Source organism: Streptomyces sp. NPDC020898, assembly GCF_044333925.1.
In the GTDB taxonomy this organism is placed as follows: Bacteria; Actinomycetota; Actinomycetes; order Streptomycetales; family Streptomycetaceae; genus Streptomyces.
The window spans coordinates 402,758-419,815 of sequence record NZ_JBIRRV010000003.1 but is presented as its reverse complement, the minus strand read 5'-3'; the positions used below and the strand labels follow the sequence as shown (position 1 = coordinate 419,815).

The 17,058-nt window shown below is 69.0% G+C and carries 20 protein-coding genes and 3 pseudogenes; 7 read left to right on the top strand and 16 right to left on the bottom strand.

What is annotated here, in order from left to right; genetic code table 11:
• Window positions 1-11: 11 nt before the first annotated feature.
• The 6 genes and pseudogenes from dnaB to ACH4TV_RS13025 form a co-directional block, all read right to left on the bottom strand.
• Window positions 12-1,322 (bottom strand): annotated as a pseudogene (gene dnaB, locus ACH4TV_RS13050) (replicative DNA helicase); the annotation flags it as partial.
• Window positions 1,323-1,467: 145 nt separating this feature from the next.
• Window positions 1,468-2,037, bottom strand: coding sequence for a DciA family protein (locus tag ACH4TV_RS13045; protein ID WP_398397275.1), 570 nt, complete (start codon window positions 2,035-2,037; stop codon window positions 1,468-1,470).
• Window positions 2,034-2,189: a hypothetical protein gene (locus ACH4TV_RS13040; RefSeq protein ID WP_398397273.1), complete on the bottom strand. Its 156-nt coding sequence runs from the start codon at window positions 2,187-2,189 to the stop codon at window positions 2,034-2,036. The genes ACH4TV_RS13045 and ACH4TV_RS13040 overlap by 4 nt, the downstream gene beginning before the upstream one ends.
• Window positions 2,190-2,338: 149 nt before the next feature.
• Complete coding sequence (locus tag ACH4TV_RS13035; RefSeq protein WP_398397271.1) at window positions 2,339-2,815, bottom strand: hypothetical protein; 477 nt, start codon at window positions 2,813-2,815, stop codon at window positions 2,339-2,341.
• A 775-nt stretch (window positions 2,816-3,590) separates the two neighbouring features.
• A complete protein-coding gene (locus ACH4TV_RS13030; RefSeq protein ID WP_398397787.1) occupies window positions 3,591-4,001 on the bottom strand; it encodes a transposase in 411 nt (136 codons plus the stop codon).
• Window positions 4,002-4,094: 93 nt separating this feature from the next.
• Entirely contained in the window at window positions 4,095-5,087 is a 993-nt protein-coding gene (locus tag ACH4TV_RS13025) for an aldo/keto reductase (RefSeq protein ID WP_398397269.1), read from the bottom strand.
• A 122-nt stretch (window positions 5,088-5,209) separates the two neighbouring features.
• Between ACH4TV_RS13025 and ACH4TV_RS13020 the strand changes: the two genes are divergently transcribed.
• Window positions 5,210-5,839, top strand: coding sequence for a TetR family transcriptional regulator (locus tag ACH4TV_RS13020; protein ID WP_398397268.1), 630 nt, complete (start codon window positions 5,210-5,212; stop codon window positions 5,837-5,839).
• 346 nt (window positions 5,840-6,185) lie between these two features.
• Here the strand turns inward: ACH4TV_RS13020 and ACH4TV_RS13015 are convergent, their stop codons facing one another.
• Entirely contained in the window at window positions 6,186-6,416 is a 231-nt protein-coding gene (locus ACH4TV_RS13015) for a DUF6308 family protein (RefSeq protein WP_398397785.1), read from the bottom strand.
• Between the two features lie 133 nt (window positions 6,417-6,549).
• On the opposite strand from ACH4TV_RS13015, the pseudogene ACH4TV_RS13010 reads away from it, so the two are divergent.
• A pseudogene (locus ACH4TV_RS13010) lies at window positions 6,550-6,645 on the top strand (hypothetical protein); the annotation flags it as partial.
• Here the strand turns inward: ACH4TV_RS13010 and ACH4TV_RS13005 are convergent.
• Both ACH4TV_RS13005 and ACH4TV_RS13000 read right to left on the bottom strand, forming a co-directional pair.
• On the bottom strand, window positions 6,621-6,827 hold the full coding sequence (locus tag ACH4TV_RS13005; protein ID WP_398397802.1) for a hypothetical protein: 207 nt from the start codon (window positions 6,825-6,827) through the stop codon (window positions 6,621-6,623). The pseudogene ACH4TV_RS13010 and the gene ACH4TV_RS13005 overlap by 25 nt on opposite strands.
• Before the next feature lie 251 nt (window positions 6,828-7,078).
• On the bottom strand, window positions 7,079-7,471 hold the full coding sequence (locus ACH4TV_RS13000) for a nuclear transport factor 2 family protein (protein WP_398397266.1): 393 nt from the start codon (window positions 7,469-7,471) through the stop codon (window positions 7,079-7,081).
• A gap of 126 nt (window positions 7,472-7,597) precedes the next feature.
• Here ACH4TV_RS13000 and ACH4TV_RS12995 point away from each other — a divergent pair, with 126 nt between their 5' ends.
• Window positions 7,598-8,173 carry a PadR family transcriptional regulator gene (locus tag ACH4TV_RS12995; protein WP_398397264.1) on the top strand — a complete coding sequence of 192 codons (576 nt, stop codon included), beginning with the start codon at window positions 7,598-7,600 and terminating at the stop codon, window positions 8,171-8,173.
• A 162-nt stretch (window positions 8,174-8,335) separates the two neighbouring features.
• Here the strand turns inward: ACH4TV_RS12995 and ACH4TV_RS12990 are convergent, their stop codons facing one another.
• The 3 genes from ACH4TV_RS12990 to ACH4TV_RS12980 all read right to left on the bottom strand — a co-directional run bounded on the left by ACH4TV_RS12990 (window position 8,336) and on the right by ACH4TV_RS12980 (window position 11,831).
• Complete coding sequence (locus ACH4TV_RS12990) at window positions 8,336-8,719, bottom strand: hypothetical protein (RefSeq protein WP_398397262.1); 384 nt, start codon at window positions 8,717-8,719, stop codon at window positions 8,336-8,338.
• A gap of 400 nt (window positions 8,720-9,119) precedes the next feature.
• Window positions 9,120-9,926, bottom strand: coding sequence for an SGNH/GDSL hydrolase family protein (locus ACH4TV_RS12985; protein ID WP_398397260.1), 807 nt, complete (start codon window positions 9,924-9,926; stop codon window positions 9,120-9,122).
• Window positions 9,927-10,226: 300 nt separating this feature from the next.
• Window positions 10,227-11,831, bottom strand: coding sequence for an aldehyde dehydrogenase family protein (locus ACH4TV_RS12980; protein ID WP_398397258.1), 1,605 nt, complete (start codon window positions 11,829-11,831; stop codon window positions 10,227-10,229).
• A 365-nt stretch (window positions 11,832-12,196) separates the two neighbouring features.
• Here ACH4TV_RS12980 and ACH4TV_RS12975 point away from each other — a divergent pair, with 365 nt between their 5' ends.
• A complete protein-coding gene (locus tag ACH4TV_RS12975; RefSeq protein ID WP_398397255.1) occupies window positions 12,197-13,141 on the top strand; it encodes a superoxide dismutase in 945 nt (314 codons plus the stop codon).
• On the opposite strand, the gene ACH4TV_RS12970 is transcribed toward ACH4TV_RS12975, so the two are convergent.
• Window positions 13,080-13,523 carry an aldehyde dehydrogenase family protein gene (locus tag ACH4TV_RS12970; protein WP_398397783.1) on the bottom strand — a complete coding sequence of 148 codons (444 nt, stop codon included), beginning with the start codon at window positions 13,521-13,523 and terminating at the stop codon, window positions 13,080-13,082. The genes ACH4TV_RS12975 and ACH4TV_RS12970 overlap by 62 nt on opposite strands.
• On the opposite strand from ACH4TV_RS12970, the gene ACH4TV_RS12965 reads away from it, so the two are divergent.
• Both ACH4TV_RS12965 and ACH4TV_RS12960 read left to right on the top strand, forming a co-directional pair.
• Window positions 13,446-13,712: a hypothetical protein gene (locus tag ACH4TV_RS12965; RefSeq protein WP_398397800.1), complete on the top strand. Its 267-nt coding sequence runs from the start codon at window positions 13,446-13,448 to the stop codon at window positions 13,710-13,712. The two genes, ACH4TV_RS12970 and ACH4TV_RS12965, sit on opposite strands and share 78 nt — an antisense overlap.
• 12 nt (window positions 13,713-13,724) lie before the next feature.
• A pseudogene (locus ACH4TV_RS12960) lies at window positions 13,725-13,862 on the top strand (protocatechuate 3,4-dioxygenase); the annotation flags it as partial.
• Window positions 13,863-13,879: 17 nt separating this feature from the next.
• Here ACH4TV_RS12960 and ACH4TV_RS12955 read toward each other — a convergent pair.
• Complete coding sequence (locus tag ACH4TV_RS12955) at window positions 13,880-14,206, bottom strand: hypothetical protein (RefSeq protein WP_398397798.1); 327 nt, start codon at window positions 14,204-14,206, stop codon at window positions 13,880-13,882.
• A 461-nt stretch (window positions 14,207-14,667) separates the two neighbouring features.
• On the opposite strand from ACH4TV_RS12955, the gene ACH4TV_RS12950 reads away from it, so the two are divergent.
• Entirely contained in the window at window positions 14,668-14,910 is a 243-nt protein-coding gene (locus ACH4TV_RS12950; RefSeq protein WP_398397252.1) for a hypothetical protein, read from the top strand.
• A 66-nt stretch (window positions 14,911-14,976) separates the two neighbouring features.
• On the opposite strand, the gene ACH4TV_RS12945 is transcribed toward ACH4TV_RS12950, so the two are convergent.
• Window positions 14,977-16,593 (bottom strand): tripartite tricarboxylate transporter permease, encoded by a 1,617-nt coding sequence (locus ACH4TV_RS12945; RefSeq protein ID WP_398397250.1) that lies wholly within the window; start codon window positions 16,591-16,593, stop codon window positions 14,977-14,979.
• 24 nt (window positions 16,594-16,617) lie between these two features.
• Window positions 16,618-17,055, bottom strand: a complete 438-nt coding sequence (locus ACH4TV_RS12940; protein WP_398397248.1) for a tripartite tricarboxylate transporter TctB family protein — start codon at window positions 17,053-17,055, stop codon at window positions 16,618-16,620.
• Between the last annotated feature and the right edge of the window lie 3 nt (window positions 17,056-17,058).

Below are 17,058 nucleotides of genomic sequence, written 5' to 3'. Positions count from 1 at the left end.
AGAGGTCAGGGCTATGTCTGAGCCATGTCGACGAAGCGGGAGTAGTGGCCCTGGAAGGCGACCGTGATGGTGGCGGTGGGCCCGTGGCGATGCTTGGCGACGATGAAGTCGGCCTCGCCGGCTCGGGGCGAGTCCTTCTCGTAGGCGTCCTCACGGTGCAGGAGGATCACCACGTCGGCGTTGTCCTCGATGGCGCCGGAGTCCCGAAGGTCATTGATCATCGGCTTCTTGTCGGTGCGCTGCTCGGGACTGCGGTTGAGGGTGGAGATCGCGACGATCGGCAAGCGGAGCTCCTTGGCCAGGAGTTTCAGGCAGCGGGCGATCTCGGAGATCTCCTCGTAGCGGGAGCCGAGCGGTCTGGTGCCGTAGGTGAGCAGGTGAACGGGGTCGACGACGATGAGCTGTACGCCTGCCCGGGCCTGCAGGTAGCGGCAGTGGGCGCGCAGGTCGTGGACGTTGGAGTAGGCACCGTCCTGGATGTAGATCGGAGCGGCGCTGACGTCGGGCATCCGTCGGGCGAGGCGGGTCCAGTCCTCGTCGGTCATGGTGCCGGAACGCATGTGGTGCAGTGCGACGCGGGCTTCGGCGGACAGCAGGCGCATGCCGATCTCGTTGCGGTCGGCTTCGAGGGAGAACACGGCGCTGGGCAGGGCGTGTTTGATGCTGGCGCAGCGGACGATGTCGAGGGCGAGGGTGGACTTGCCCATGGCGGGGCGGGCGGCGATGACGATGAGTTGGCCAGGGTGGAGTCCGCCGGTGAGGGAGTCCAGGTCGGTGAAGCCGGTGGGCACACCAGGCAGAGTGGCGTTGCGGCCGCCGGTCGCCTCGATCCAGTCGAGGGTGTTCTCCATGACGTCGCTGAGCGGGCTGGCCGGCGGGAGCAGGGGGCGCCGGGTGGTGGCGGCGAAGATCTCCGCCTGTGCCTGGTCGGCAATGCGGGCAACGGCGTCCGGGTCGGCGTCGGAGGCCAGGTTTTCGATGTGGATCGCGGCGATCTTGGTGCGGCGCAGCATGGCCGTGTTCTGTACGCGGTCGGCGTTGATCTGCCAGCTTCGGGCAGAGGAAGGCCCGTTGACGAGGGCAGTGATGTAGACGGAGCCGCCGACGTTGTCCAGATTGCCCTGCTGGGTGAGCTGGGCGGCTACGGCGAGCGGGTCGGTGGTCTCGCCTCGCCCGTACAGGTCAAGGATCGTCGTATAGATCAGTTCGTGGGCGGGCCGGTAGAAGTCGTGCCCGTGGAGGGTGTCGACGATGTCGGCGATCGCGTCGTTGGACAGCAGCATCGCCCTCAGCACCCCCTTCTCCGCTTCAAGATCGTGCGGATGGTGCAGTGCCGCGTCGTTGTCGTCGCTGGTCACCCCGGTTCCCCCTCCCCCATGTCCTTTCCCCAGGTCCCGCTGGCCGCAGTTCGCGGCATCAGGTCAGCGTAGCCGCGGCCCGGCCCGCATGATCACGGTTTCGGCTCGCTCACTCCGGAAGGGTGAACTGAACTGCTTCGCGCGGGAGTTGCCGTGCCTGACGGTTCAGGGCCGCCTCGATGGCGGGGTCGGACGGCCCAGTTGTCGGCTCCGGCTGTGATGCGCGTGGGCCGTCCGGCATCGTGGGCAGCGGAAGAATCGTGGACGGGGCCCTCCTCACCAGACGGATATGGCGCACCGTGCCCGCACCGAGCGCGTCATTGAGCCCCTGCATCAGGCGCCCAGCCAGGAGCCGGGCGTTGGTCAGCCAGGCCACCGAGGTCCCCGCCAGCGTGAGCGTCCCGGTCTCGGAGTCGAAGGCGGTGGGGACCACATGCTCGGCCAGAGGGCCGGCGACCGAATGCCAGGCCGGCAGCGGCGAGGCCTCGGACACGGCGAACAGGTCAAACAGGACTCGCGCGAGGAGGACAGGCGGGGTCCGTCCCCGCGCACGCCGGCGGCGGGCGGCGGGGGCCCGCTCGGTGAAGCGCCCCCGCCGGGCGTCCTCACGAGCCCGGCGCAGGGCCAGCAGCGCCAGATCGACGCGTGCCTCGGTACCCGGGCGCTGCTGGTCGTTCAAAGTTCGGCCCGGCGAAGCGTCGGGGTAGCACAGACCCGGACGACGCCGTGGTCGGTGAAGGCGTACACCAGCCGGTAGGCCGATGCGGCCTCCGGGCCCTGGTACTGCGGCACCAGCTCGTCGCCCGGCCACTGCGGGGAAGGAACACGCACGTCCGCTCAGCCTCCGAGTCCAGCCCCTGTCCGGCCGACGTGCACCGGGCACATCACCGGGAGTAACTCCCAGGATACTGACGGGAACTGACATGTCGACAGCCCGCTGAGCTTGACATCCATCGTCCAGCGTCGGTCTTGCTTGGACGTCAGTCCCATGCGTTGAAGAGCACTCCGCCCAATGTGGTGATGCCGTAGAAGCGAACTTCGCTCCACTCGCCCCGGGTGAGGACCGAGGTGTCGATGTCCGAGAGCGGCAGAGTGAGCTGCGCTAGTTCAAGCACGACAAACCCCAGATCGGCAAAGGCATGGGCCCACGGCGGCGGTGCGAGGAACTCCTCGGTGTACCAGTCCCGGCGTTCCTGAGCGAATGCGACCCAGGGATGGTAGGCGTGACACAGGATGACGCACTCACCTGTGCCCTCGATGACCGTCGCGGTGTGAAACGTACGGGGATACCCCTGTTCCTCTATCTCGCCCACCTGGCCTTTGGCCGCCCGGGCGGCTGCATACAGCGCTGCCCGGAACGTCCGCTGGTCGGTTTCCGGTAGCAGCCCGCCCTCGGGCTGGAAGAAGCCCGTGGCGCCTCGCGGCAGTGTGAACGCTGTGTCCTTGTCTACGGCCATGTGGCTCATTCTGCGAGGAGAAGCCATGCGCTGCTGCTCTATGCCGTTCGCCGAGGCTTCGTCCCCCTCATGTGGCGGGACGGACGAGACCGAGACGCGTCGGTTTGGGTGCACCGGCTGGGGAGCCGGTCTTCGTACGGAGGTGGACGGGCGAGCCGGAGCTGGGCATCGGCGGCGATCACCAGCCATGTCTACCGGTCGGCCGCCTCCGGACTGCGAAGCTGTGGTTTCGTCCACCGGGTGTCTGCTTGAACAGACGGGACGTGTGCCCCAGGTCGAAGCGGCGGAGAAAGGACTGCCAGCGGCGGTCCACGTCGTTCGTGGTGGCGCCGGTGCCCGACCACCACAGCCAGACTGGCTTGTTCAGCCCACCGCTGGGCAGCTTCTCCACGACCAGCCGGATGACGGTGCCTTCGATGGTTGAGCCAGGCCGCACGTCACGGCCTGCTCGGTGCCCAAGGTGGCTCGGTCGCCAAAGATGAACTCTCCGCCGTGCTTGGGGGTGCCGCCCTTCGGGTCGTAGACCCGCGGCGGTCTCGGCCGTCGCATGACACGGTCTGAGCGGAGCCGGCCGAGGATCTCGACGGGCAGAGCGCTGAACAAGTAGGCGACGCGGGGTGCGTCGTATCCGGGGTCCAGCACGACCAGGACCTCCGGATCGCCCGGCTTCCACTGGCCGACGGCGACGAGCGGCGCGACCAGCTCGCGGAGCTGGACCGTGGTTACCGCGGCGACATCAGCGCCGGGCTCCAGCGGACCGCGTCCAGCGCTGCCGTCAGGGGTGTGGGCCTGTCTCCAGCGCGGCCACGATCGAGTACGGCCGGCCCGGCACCATCTGGTGCTTGCCCTCACCCCGGTCAAAGGGGTGGCAGAAGGACCGGTCAGGGCAGGTGTTGGCGCCCGGCCGGAGCCATGGGGAGACGTCCACAGCCAGCACGATTCGACCGTCTGCAGCCCTGGGTAACGGGACCGAGGCCAGCGCACGACGCAGCCGGGCGAAGTCGATCCGTCCCTGGTTGAGGCCGCCACAGAGAGCCCCGTGGTCTCGGCGGTGTTCCGGCGCGAGCGCCAGGTCCACCGGCGTCCACACCGGCCCGTCCGTGCACAACAACGCGTCGCACAACTCGAACAGTGCATCGGCCCGAGCGGTCGGGCACGAGTACAACTCCGTCCGCAGGCACGGCACTTCCGCGAACGCATCCCGCAGGACGCCCTGACACCCCAGACCCACGACCACGGCTTTCGAGCCGCGTTCGACGCCGGACCTTGAACGTCAAGCTCAGTCGGTGGAGAACCCGGCCAGCATCGCGGCGGGGTAGCGGCTGCCGGCCGAGCCGTGGGGAAGGATCTCCGTGATACGGACCAGGTCGGCGTCGTCGAGCTGGACGTCGGCGGCTCCTGCGTTCTCGGCGAGGCGCCTGGCGCTGCGTGTGCCGGGGATGGGGACGACGTCGTCGCCCTGGGCGAGCAGCCAGGCCAGCGCGAGTTGGGCGGAGGTGATGTCCTTGGCCTCGGCCAGTTCCTTCAGCTGGTCGGTGGCGCCCAGGTTGTAGGTGTAGTTCTCGCCCTGCCAGCGCTCGTCCCAGCTGCGCATGTCGTCCGCGGGGTATTCGCTCGCGGGCTTGACGACGCCGGTCAGGAAGCCGCGGCCGAGCGGCGAGTAGGGCACCAGGCCGATGCCGAGTTCCCGCAGGACGGGCAGCGTCTTCTCCTCCACCTCCCGCTCGAAGAGCGAGTACTCGTACTGGAGCACGGAGACCGGGGTGACGGCGTGGGCGCGGCGGATGTACTGCGGGCCGACGTTGCTCAGGCCGAAGTACTTCACCTTGCCCTCGGTGATCAGGTCGCCGACGACGCCCGCGACCTCCTCGGCGGGCACATCCGGGTCGGAGATGTGCTGGTAGAAGAGGTCGATGCGGTCGGTTCCGAGGTAGCGGAGGCTGTTCTCGGCGACCTCGCGGATGTTCTCCGGACGGCTGTCGACGCCGGAGCCGATCGGGTCGGCGGCCAGGTCGAAGCCGAACTTGGTGGCGAGGACCACCTCGTCGCGGAAGTCCTTGACCGCCTTGCCGAGCAGGATCTCGTTGCTGCCCGTGCCGGCGCCGTACAGCTCGGCCGTGTCGAAGAAGTCGATCCCCAGTTCGCGGGCGCGACGGATGGTCGCGATGCCCTCCTGGTCGTTCGAGGCCCCGTAGGCCATGGACATCCCCATCACGCCGAGGCCCAGTGCCGAGACGCTCAGGCCCTGAGAGCCCAGATTGCGGTGCTGCATGAGTTCACTTCCTCAGTGCTCGCCGGTGCGGCCAAAGACCGAACCAAACTGTTTGGTTTGGAGTCTAGGCCATGCGGACCCACGGCACCAAACCGAACAGTTCGGTGGCTTATCCTGTGGTTATGTCCCGCCCCCTCGACTCCGGCCCCACTGCGGCACCCGAACCCGCGCCCGACGGTGGCGACACCACGCGCGAGCGGATCCTCACGGCCGCCATGGAGGAGTTCGCGCGCCACGGCATCGCCGGCGCCCGTGTGGACCGCATCGCCAAGCTCGCCAGGACCAGCAAGGAGCGCGTCTACGCCCACTTCCGCGGCAAGGAGGCGCTCTACGCACACCTCGCCGAGCGCGAACTGGCCGTCATCGCCGAGGCCACCCGGATGACCCCGGCCGACCTTCCCGGTTACGCGGGCCGCCTGTTCGACTACTTCACCGCGCGCCCCGACCACCAGCGCCTGATCGCCTGGGGCCGCCTCGAACTGTCAGGCTCCGGGGCCACCGACGACGACCCCACCCAGGCGATCATCGCTCGCAAAGTGGACCAGCTCCGCCAGGCACAACAGGCCGGCCGGCTCACCGCCGCCTGGGACCCGGTCGACATCCTCGCCCTCGTCAACCAGATCGCCATGACCTGGGCAGGTCAGCCCGAACTCACCGCATCCGCGGCCGAACACGCCGCTGACCCCACCACCGCCGCCCGCCGCGCCGCCGTCGTGACGGCCGTCCAAAGTCTCTTCCCCCGCTCAAGCTGAGACGCCGGCAGGCCGAGGAAGACGGCGACCGAACGCCGAGCCACCGCCCCCGGACTGTTCAGCTGTCACTGGCCCAGCCCTCAGCGTGGTGGTGCCGCCATGGCGACCTTCCGGCCGGCAATCGCTGCCAGGCCTCTTGATCCGACGACGACGTGTGACCAGGATCGCTAGTTGGCGCCAGAGCACGTTCGTGACCTGCGCTGATGCCAACTATGTTCAGAGACCGTCGGTACGAAATCAGAGAGATGGTGGGCACTTTGGTACAGCGCAGGTCACAAGGCGTGTCACCGGAGCAGGAAATCCAGCCCTCCGGGCGTAAGGCTCCCTTGTGCGCGGCCGACGGACTTCAGATCCCGGTACAACTCCCCTGCTGATGATCCGTACGGTGATGCATCCAGAGCACCACGTCACAGACCCGTAGCGCACTGGCGGTCTCTGGGAGGTCTGCGGCCTGCCGTAGGGCCATCAACTCGTGATGCAGCGCCCAGTTGTCGACGCGCAGCGCGGCATGCAGGTCGAGCCAGAAAGACTTGGGCCGGCCGAGGACGTATCGAACGACCTGATCGTAGACGGGCAGTCAAGGCTGTGGTGAAGGAGTTAGCGGGCCGGGCGGGATCTCATGTGCCGGCGATACTCGCGGCGGGCCTGCTCACCACACGGCCCTGCGCGCCCTGCTGCGCATCCCGTTGCCCACCGGGCGGGCGCCCCGCGTGATCGGCGTCGACGACTTCGCTCTGCGCCGGCGGCACCGCTGTGCCACCGTGGTGATCGACGCCGAGACCTATGAGCGGATCGACGTGCCGCCCGACCGCACCGCCGACACGCTGGAAGCTTGGCTGCGCGAGCATCCGGGCGTCGAGGTCGTGTGCCGTGTCGGCTCCGTCACGTCCCTGGCGAGCGCGAAGAAACGCTCGACGCGGGCGCGGTTGCCGGGGAAGGCGTCCTCCAGGGCGTCCACGGCGCGGGCCCGGTCGGCGGGCAGGGTCACATCGTGCCGACCGGGTACCACGGCGCGATACAGGTCGTGCTCCTGGACGAACTACAGCGAGTCAGCGACGCCCAGCTTCTCGAACAGCCCGCGCAGCGTGTACGGCTGGACCTCCAGGCCGACTCCGGACAGCCGGTGCAGCACCGTCTCGAACTCGAAGCGGCCTCGTCGAAAGGAGGTGGCGCAGCCGCCGGGGACATTGTGGCGCTCCTCCAGGAGGGTGCGCAGTCCGTCGAAGTCCGTCGTCGTGGTTACTGTTCGGCGGCCTCTCGGGCGATCTGCTCGAACTGGGCGCCCATGGCCTCGCCGAGCGCCTGGGCGGCGGAGAGCGGGCGCACCATCACCGTGAACTCGTCGATCTTCCCGTCGTCGTCGAAGTGCAGGAAGTCGCATCCCTGGATCTGCTTGCCGGCGACAGTGGCGGTGAAGACGAAGGCGTGATCGCGGCCGTCGGCATTGGCGATCTCACGGATGTAGGTGAAGTCCTCGAAGACCCGGAGCACGCCGCGCAGGATCGCGGCAGTGATGGCCTTGCCCGGGTACGGCTTGAAGGTGACGGGGCTGGTGAAGACGACGTCGTCGGCCAGCAGAGCGGCCACGGCGTCCAGGTCGCCGCTCTCGACGGCCTTGCGGAAGGGATGCATGAGCCCACCCTCTGATACTCAGAAAAGTTAATAGGTGTGGTGGAGATTAGAGGGCACGTTGGGGCTTGTCTACAGGGAAGAGGGACTGTTAGTCATGTTGTTGATTAATCTGCTAGCGTGCAATCCATGGCTTTGCGGAACGCGGTGATGGCCGCACTGTTGGAGGGCGAGGCGTCCGGGTACGACCTCGCGAAGGCGTTCGACGCGACGGTCGCCAACTTCTGGATGTCGACGCCTCAGCAGCTCTACCGGGAGCTGGATCGCATGGAGGCCGAAGGACTCGTCACGGCCCGTGTCGTCGAGCAGAAGCGCCGCCCCAACAAGCGACTGTTCTCCTTGACGGAGGCCGGGCGGAAGGCCGTCCACGCCTACACCGCCGAGCCCTTGGGTAAACCGGCGGTGATCCGGGACGAGTTGCTTGTCAAGGTGCAGTGCCTGGACTCGGGCGACTTGGAAGCGGTCCGGACCGCCATCACCGAGCGCATGGAATGGGCCACCACCAAGCTGGCCCGCTACGAGCGACTCCGGCAGCGCCTGCTCGACGGGCGCTCTGAGGAGGCGTACTTCGCCGAGGCCGAGCGCATCGGCCCGTATCTCACCCTGCTGCGCGGGATGTCGTTCGAGCGGGAGAACCTCCAGTGGGGGGACATGGCGCTGCGCAGGCTCGAACAGCGCACGGCCGCGCTCCGAGCCGACGGCTGACTGCGGCGGTCCCACCCACACAGTTAGTCAGCAAAGTTAGTAGCTGTACGGTGTTGAGCAGCCCGACCTCTCAGGGATCGTCGGCCTGTGTCCGAGCGAGGACCGGCTGCGGTTCCTTGTCGGCGGGATTGCGATGCGGTCCCTTGCGGTCGTAGAACCGGGTCACGCCGAAGCCGAAGAAGCACGCGACCGCGAGTCCCAAGCCCAGAAATCACCCTGACCGTGGCGCCGGACGTCGGTACCGCCATGGCGTTGTAGAAGATCGTGATGAACAGTCATCCCCGGCATGAGCGTGCTGCTGAGGGCCAGGGTCCGTACCCGGGTCGCCCGCAGTAGCGGGCTGTGGATCCGCAGCGTGCCCATGTCGCTGTGGGTGCAGCCGAGGGCGTGGTCCACCTGGCCGCTGATGACATTGGCGGCGAGCGTGCCGCAGACGACGAGGACAAGCGAGTAGGACAAGGCACTCAGGCCCAGGCCGCTGTGGGAGTCGAGCGGATGTGCGTCCCCGACCTGTGCCACGGTCGGGTCGGTCAGCAGCAGGAGCACGGCAACGGCCAGCTCTGCCTGAGCGGTCAGCTCCCTGCCTACCTGCGCGTAGGCCGACTGGCCAGCACGGTGAGTGTCGGGCGGAGGCGTTGCGCGCCGCCTCGGGGCTGGTGAGTGCGGCGACGGTGGAGGTGAAATCGCGGGGCGACGAGCGCGCCGAACAGCTTGCGCTGCCGAGCTCCTTCGTCGTCTCCTTCTCGTCCACCACCTTCCAGTCAATCCTGTCTCCACCCTGGGAGGACTTTTGATCGACCGGACGATCCGCACTCCGAGGTCGGTCTACTGCCACCGGCCTTCGCCCCCGACGCCTACGACCACGTCGTTGACGATCCGCAGACGCTTCGCGCGCAGTACGCGAAGGGAGCACGAGGAGCCGCCGGCGCCGTCGCAATCCAGAGCATCACACCGCTGGGGAGGTGTCCCCAGCGGACGCGGCCACCGGAAGCAGCGCCGGCCGCTTGGCCTGGCGGCCGTCGCCGGAGGAGCGGCCACGCAGGCGGCGGCCGACCCAAGGGCCGAGGAAGGTGCCGGCCCAACGTGCTTCGGCACCCACGGTCCTCCAGACAGAGATGTCTGTCCCCTCGGCCGGAAGGGGAAGGGTCCACTTGTCGTCGCTGCCCGGCAGACCGAGCGCCTGGGCCACGGCAGCCGCGATGCGCTCGTGTCCCAGCGGGCCGGCGTGCAGCCGGTCAGCACTCCACAACCGCGGATCGGTCGCCGCCGCGTGCGCGGCCGTCTCCGCCACTACTACGCCGTGGCGGTCGGCGGCCTCCCGAATGCGCGCGTTGAGTGCGAGAACACGGTGACCGATCGGGCGGGCCAACGGCGTGATGCGCCCGACATCGGGAACCATGAGGGTCGCGACGGTGGCGCCCTGCGCGGTGAGGGCGGCGAACATCGCCTCGACATGGCCGGCCACCTCGTCGAGGTCGCAGCCCGGGCGCATCACGTCGTTGACCCCAGCCACCACGGTGGCGAGGTCGGGCCGCATCGCGAGAGCCGGAGCCAGCTGCTCGGCGCGCACCTGTCCGGCCTTACGGCCGCGCACCGCGAGGTTGGCGTAGAGCAGGCCGGGGCTGTGGCGGGCGACCTGCTCGGCGAGCCGGTCCGCCCAGCCACGAAGACCACGGACGTCGTCGCCGTCCCCGAGCCCCTCGGTATGACTGTCACCCAGGGCGACATAGCGCAGATACCCACTGCTCGACACGGGGCCGACCGCCTCTCGTCAACGCTGCTGATGGAAGTGGCCCACGGCCATCGTTAAACAACTAGGCACCTAGTCGCATTTTTGAGTGTGAGGATAGCTGCGGGCTCACCTTCCTGCAAAGTGACGCCGCTCAGGCAGGCTGAGGCCTTCGAGGGCGGTCCACCACTTCGGTCCACCGCCTTGGTCCCGCGCCGACCTCACCGCCCATTCCCTCTTCAGACCAGAGCACCGACCACGGTCTGCGCCGGCACCTGAGCGCCCGGGTCGTCAACGGCATGCACAACGAGGACGCGGTCGGCTTCACCACCGCCCGCCGTTTCGCGCCGAACCGCCCGTACCGGGGTCACCTTCAACGGTGGCGTCCACGGCCCGGGCGACAACGCCTACCACCAGGCCGCCATTCCCCCGGCCCACCTCCGGCTCGGAGCGAGCAATGTCGGGGGGGCAGGCAAGGGAGATGACGACCGACTTGGTCCTCGTGTACGCCTGCAGCGCCTCCGGCCCGGATTCGCGTCCGTAGCCGGACTGCTTGACGCCGCCGAAGGGCACGGCGGGATCGAGCATGGCCCAGTCGTTGACCCAGACGATGCCGGCGTCCAGTCGCGCGGCGACCCGATGGGCGCGCGCCAGGTCGGAGGTCTGCAGACCTGCGGCGAGTCCGTACGGTGTGCTGTTCGCCAGCGCGATTGCCTCTTCCTCGGTGTCGAAGGGCTGAACCGTCAGCACCGGGCCGAAGATCTCCTCCTGGACGGTGCGGGCGTCGTTGTCCAGGCCGGCGATGACGGTGGGCTTGTAGTAGTAACCGCCGTTGAGTTCCATGCGCTCACCGCCGACGACGATGCGGCCGCCGTCCTCAACGGCCGCTTTCACGAAGCGCTCGACGTTCTCCAGGTGCCGCTCGCCGGCCATCGGCCCGACGACGGTGGCCGGGTCGAAGGGGTCGCCGACGGGGACCGCTGGAACCGCGTCGGCGAGGATGCCCAACGTGGTGTCGTGCAGGGACCGGTGGACCAGGAGCCGGGGCCCGCCCATGCAGAACTGTCCGGTGTTGAAGACGAAGGCCTTGATGATCGCGCCGATCGCTTTCCCGATGTCGGCGTCCTCGAAGACGATGTGCGGCGCGTTGCCGCCCAACTCCATGGTGACGGGCTTGAGTTGTTCGCCGGCCGCGCTCGCCGCCAGGCGGCCGACCCTCGTCGACCCGGTGAAGGCGATCTTGTCGATGCCTGGGTGACGCACCAGTGCCTCTCCCAGGACGGGGCCGCTGCCGGTGACGACGTTCACCACTCCCGCGGGAACGCCGGCGTCGGCGAGGATCTCCGCCATCAGCAGCGCGCTGAGGGGGGTCTCGTCGGCCGGTTTGTGGACGATGGTGTTGCCGGCCGCCAGGGCGGGGGCGAACTTCGACGTGCTCAGGATCAACGGGAAGTTGAACGGAGTGATCGCTCCCACCACGCCGACGGGCTCCCTGCGGGTGTAGGCGTGGGCGGGTATGGGGAGCTGCCGCGTGGCCCCGTCGAGGCTCTGCGCCTGCGCCGAGTAGTACTCGTACGTCTCGGCCACGGTCTCCACGTCCACCCCCCGGCTGAACGAGACGGGCTTGCCGACGTCGAGGCTCTCGACAGCGGCGATCTCGTCCGCCCGTTCGCGCACCAGATCGGCCACCCGATGCAGCACGCGGGCGCGCTCGCGGGCCGGTGTCCGGGACCAGGGCCCCGTATCGAAGGCCTCGCGGGCGGCGGCCACCGCGGCGGCGACATCCGCCCCGTCGGCCTCCGCGACCGTGGTGACGACTCTGCCGGTGGACGGGTCGACGACGTCGCGCCGCTCCTTGGACTCCGCGTCCCGCCAGGTTCCACCGATGAAGAGACTGCCGGGTTCGATGTGCGGTCGCTGCACGCTCATGGCCCGCTCGCCTTCTCGGTGCGGCGCGCGGCCGTCACCGTGCACACGCCGGTCGCGCCACTGCGACCGGCAGGTTTTCGGATGATGGCCCAGCGGTGACCGCCTGGACAGAGAGCCGGGAGGCGGGGGCCGGAAGTAAGGACGAATGACGTATCCCCCGCACGACGTTCGGCCTTGCCAGGTCGGCCTGCTGTCGAATGGCCCGCCTCAACGGTCCGCGCTCGCACCGCCCCGGCGGCTCCGTCCGATGGACCGAAGACAGTCAGGACATTCGTCGCTGTACCCGAATACTTGAACTATCAATAATTAACCCAGGCGCCCAGCCGAACCGGCGGCCCGTCTTGGTTTCCGAGGAAGGACGATCGATGACAAGCTCTCCCGCACGTAGGCAGATTCTCGGCGCGGGCATCGCCCTGGGAGCGACCGCCCTGGTCGGCGGTACGGCACAGGCCGCCCCGGGCACCACCAGATCCTGGCCCAAGGAGTTCTCGCTGCCCAACGGTTGGGGGCCGGAGGGCGTCGCGATCGGCTCCGGGCCGTACGCCTACTTCGGATCGATCGCCACCGGCGGCGTCTACCGGGTGAACCTCACGAATGGCAAGGGCAAAGTCGTCCACCGCGGCCTGGGACGCATGACGGTCGGGCTGAAGGCTGACTCCTGGGCGCGGCTGTTCCTGGCGGGCGGCAGTAGCGGTGAACTGCGGGTCGTCGACGCCCACAGTGGTGCGCTGCTCGCCAACCACGTCGTCGCCGGAGAGAACAGTTTCGTCAACGACGTCCTGCTCACCCGCGACGCCGCCTGGTTCACCGAGTCGTTCAGCGCACAGCTCTTCAGGCTGCCGCTGGGCACGAAGGGCCACATCGGCGCCCCGGAGAGCCTCGCGCTGAGCGGTGACTGGGTGCAGTCCGGTTTCACGTCCAACGGCATCTCGCTCACCCCCGACGGCAGCGCCCTGCTTGTCACCAACGCGGCCGCGGGCGGGGGCTCGCTGATGCGCGTCAACCCCCGCACCGGCGTGGCCCGCAAGGTGGACCTGGGTGACACGGCGCTGCCCAGCGGCGACGGGCTGATGCTCATCGGCCGCACTCTCTACGTGGTCCAGCCCAACCCCAACCAGGTGGACGTGATCCGGCTCAACCGGTCGGGCACAAGGGGCACCGCGATCGGGGTGATCAGGGACGACCGCTTCGACCTGCCCACCACGGCCGCCGCGTACAAGGGTCGGCTGTACCTTCCCAACTCCCGCTTCACCACCCCGGACCGGGATCAGAACACCCCTTACAACGCGGTGTCCGTGCCGCTGGTGTGACGTACGGCCGGAAAAGGGCTGGACCCCGCCCGCTTGAAGCAGGCGGGGTCCAGCCGTACGTGCCGTTTCTATCCGTGCGTCGATGGTGTGCGCTTCGGTGAAGGAGAGCAGGCCCTCGGGGCCCATCTCGCCCGATGCCGCTCTGGCAAAAGCCGCCGAAAGGAACCCGGTCGTCGCACGCGACGGCGTTGGCGTGGTTGATCCAGGTGGTACCGGTACGCAGGCGTTCCGCGAAAGCGGCCGCGCGGGCGGGATCGCCGCTCCACACCGAGGAGCACAGCCCCGACCAGTCATTGTTGACCTGGTGCAGTACGGAGTCGACGTCGTCGAAGGGGAGGATCGACAGGGCGGGGCCGAACTGTTCCTCGGTGACGATCCTCAGGCCGGGGGCCGGGTCGAGGACGAGCGTGGGGCGCAGGAAGTGGCCCTTGGAGGTGGCCGCACCGGGGGCCAGGGCACGGCTCCGGCGCCGGCCGCCTCGGCAACCCCCGAGAACCTCAGGGTGGCCGTCTTCGGTACCGGCGGCATGTCCCACCAACTCGCCGGCGCCCGCGCGGGACTGATCAACTAGGACTTCGACCGGATGTTCCTGAACGCGATCGAGCACGACCCGGAAGAACTGGCCGCGCTGACCTGCGAGGAGTACATCCGCGAGGCCGGTTCCGAGGGCATCGAGGTGATCATGTGGCTGATCATGCGCGGCGCGCTGGGACCCCGGATCCGCCGTGTGCACGAGGTTTACGACGTACCGGCGTCCGACACGGCGGCGGGATGGTGCTGTTCGAGCCCGGCCAACGCCCGTGCCGCGGGGGCGACATGGCGCTCGATCCACTGGTCGGGAGCCCCGCCCGGCGTCGCGACGATGGCCTCGCCGATGCCCAGCTCGGCGTACTCGGCCATGGCCTCGGCAAAGCCGTCGAGCGTACCGCTGGGGTCCATGTAGAGCACGGTCTTGCGGATGGCAGCGTAGTCGCGGCCGACGTCGTCGCAGTGGTCGCGCAGGACCCGTAGCTTGTGCGCGACCTCGTCGGGGCTGGAGACAAAGAGGTCCCCTTCGGCGACCACCACATCTACGGCAACGACGGAACCGCCGGGTCGTCCGCCGGGTGGTGACGACCTTGCCGCGGGTGTAGAAGCGGGGGCGTGGACCTGGGCTTCCCGCACAACCACTGAGCCCCGTGGCGAGGGGGCGGCCGTGCACCGGCCGCCCCCTCGCCGTCGCGTCAGCGGGGGCGGCCGGAGGAGCCGACCGTGCCGCCGACGGAGTCCGTGGTCTCTACCAGCCGCCCCAGCCTTCCGTGGCGGAGGCGATGCCGGCGGCTGTGACGATCAGGGCGGCGGTGGCCACGGCTGTGGCCAGGACCTTGGTGATGAGTCGTTGCATGGCTGCGCTGATTCCTTCGCGTAGTGGGGGATGCGATAGATCATCAGCTTGTGGGATTACCACACCCATGTCAATGTGAAGTTTCAAGTAATTCTGCCGTGTCCCACGAGAGGTTTGGAGTCCGGACGCGGCTTGTTGACGCGTGGAGGGGGCAATCAACACCGTCGACGGCGGGGTCGTGCTGGCGGAACGCTTCGGGCTCGACCCGGTCGTGGAAGTCGGCGAAGGCGACCGGGCCGTGCCCACCCCACGGCACCCGATCCGCTTCTCCGAGACCCCGGCCGCCTACTCCGGACGGCGAGGCGGGCGTCGGCCGCCTGCCGGGCGGCCCGGTCCGCGGCCGTCCGGCGCCCGGGACTCGGAGGTGCAGGGCTGGTGTTCGTAGTCGCGTGCCAGCGGCTTGATGCCCACGGCCACCCGGTGCCCTACAGCAGCCTGGCCGGTCCAGGGCTCAGCCCGGATGCTGTGGCTCCTCGCTGTGGCCGCCGGGTTCGGCCGCCGTGCGGGGATGGTCCGGGGTTCGCTCCGGGGTGGTCGTGGTGTCGGGGTGGGGGACGGTCGCGGGGGTGTCGGGAGGTCCGGGTTGCCGGAGCTTCTTGCGGAGGCTGAGGAGGGGTACGGCGACCGTGAAGACGACGACGAAGGCGAGCAGCGTGGCGGAGACGGGGCGGCCCAGGAAGCCGGTCACGTCGCCGTCGAACATCCGCATCGAGCGCCGGAAGTCTGTCTCCAGCAGGTTGCCGAGCACGAAGGCGAGGACGAGCGGGCCGGGTGGCAGTCCGACCTTCTTCATCAGGTAGCCGACGACGCCGAGCACGACCACGGCGAGCATGTCGAACATGCTGGAGCGGATCGTGTAGACGCCGATCATGGTGATGAGTACGGTCAGCGGCGCCAGGATGCTGGCCCTCACGCGCAGCACGCGGACGAACAGCCCGATCAGCGGCATGCTGAGGATGATCAGGAACAGGTTCCCGATGTACATGGAGTCGATGACGCCCCAGAACACCTCGGGATGTTCGTCGATCATCTGCGGGCCCGGGGTCACGCCCGCCAGCAGCAGGGCGCCGAACATGACGGCCATGGTCGCGTTGGCCGGGATACCGAGGGTGAGCAGCGGGATGAACGAGGAGGTGGCGGCGGTGTTGTTGGCCGCTTCCGGGCCCGCGACCCCCTCGATCGCGCCCTTGCCGAACTGCTCGGGCGTCCTGGAGGAGCGTTTCTCGACCGTGTACGCGACCATCGAGGCCATCGTGGCGCCGCCGCCGGGAAGGATGCCGAGGAAGAAGCCCACCACTGTCCCCCGGGCGATCGCCCACCTGGACTGCAGGAACTCCGCCCGGCTGGGCCGGGCCCGGCCGACGCGGGGCTTCGGCGGGGCGCCCTGGCGGAGGCGTTCGAGGCTGTGCAGGATCTCGCCGATGCCGAACAGGCCCATGGCGAGGATGACGAAGTCGAGCCCGTCGGCGAGGTGGTCGCTGCCGAAGGTGTAGCGAGCGCTGCCCAGGAGCGGGTCGCGGCCCACGGTGGCGAGCAGCAGCCCGATGCTGCCGGCAAGGAGGCTGCGGCGCAGGGATCCGGTGCTCAGGGTGGAGATCATCAGGATGCCGAGCAGCGCGAGCGCGGCGTACTCCGGCGGGCCGAAGGCCAGAGCCCAGCCCGCCACCAACGGGGCCGCGACGGTCAGTGCGACGATGCCTACGGTGCCGCCGATGAAGGAGGCGATCGCGGCGATGCCGAGCGCGGATCCGGCCCGGCCCGTGCGGGCCATCTCGTAGCCGTCGATGGCGGTCACCACCGTCGAGGCCTCTCCGGGCAGGCGGAGCAGCACCGAGGTGACCGTGCCGCCGTACTGGGCGCCGTAGAAGATGCCGGCGAGCAGGATGATCGCCGAGGCCGGTTCGAGGGTGTACGTGACCGGCAGCAGGATGGCGATGGTGGCGGCCGGGCCGAGGCCGGGCAGCACGCCGACCAGCATGCCGAGGGTCACCCCGATCAGGCAGTACAGCAGGTTCTGCGGCTCGAAGACGACGCCGAAGCCGTCCAGTGCGGGAGTGAGGAAGTCCATCGAGTTCTCACAGGTGTCGAGGGATCAGAACGCGACGAGATGAGGCAGCGAGACGCCCAGCGCGACGATGAAGAGCAGATAGGACGCTGCACACGCGGCCAGCGCCACGGCCAGGCTGAGCCGCCAGCTGTCCCGGCCGAAGCCGCGCATCCACAGCACCAGCAGGAGCACCGTCATGACCTCGAACCCCACCTGCTCGATGAGCAGGGTGTACGCGACCAGCGACAGAGCTCCCAGGGCCACCACGGCGGATTGCCTGCTGAACGGCTCCTGCTCGGTGTCCGCGCCGGGATTGAGGAGCAGCGAGGCGGACAGCGTCACCATGGCGAGGCTCACGATCAGGGGCCACAGCCCGGGGCCGGGGTCGGCGGGCGATCCCAGTCCCATCGATACGGCCGCCAGGGCGGCGAGGGCGCCGATGCCGAGCGGCACCAGCGCCCCCAGCCGTGCCTGGGTCCTCATGCC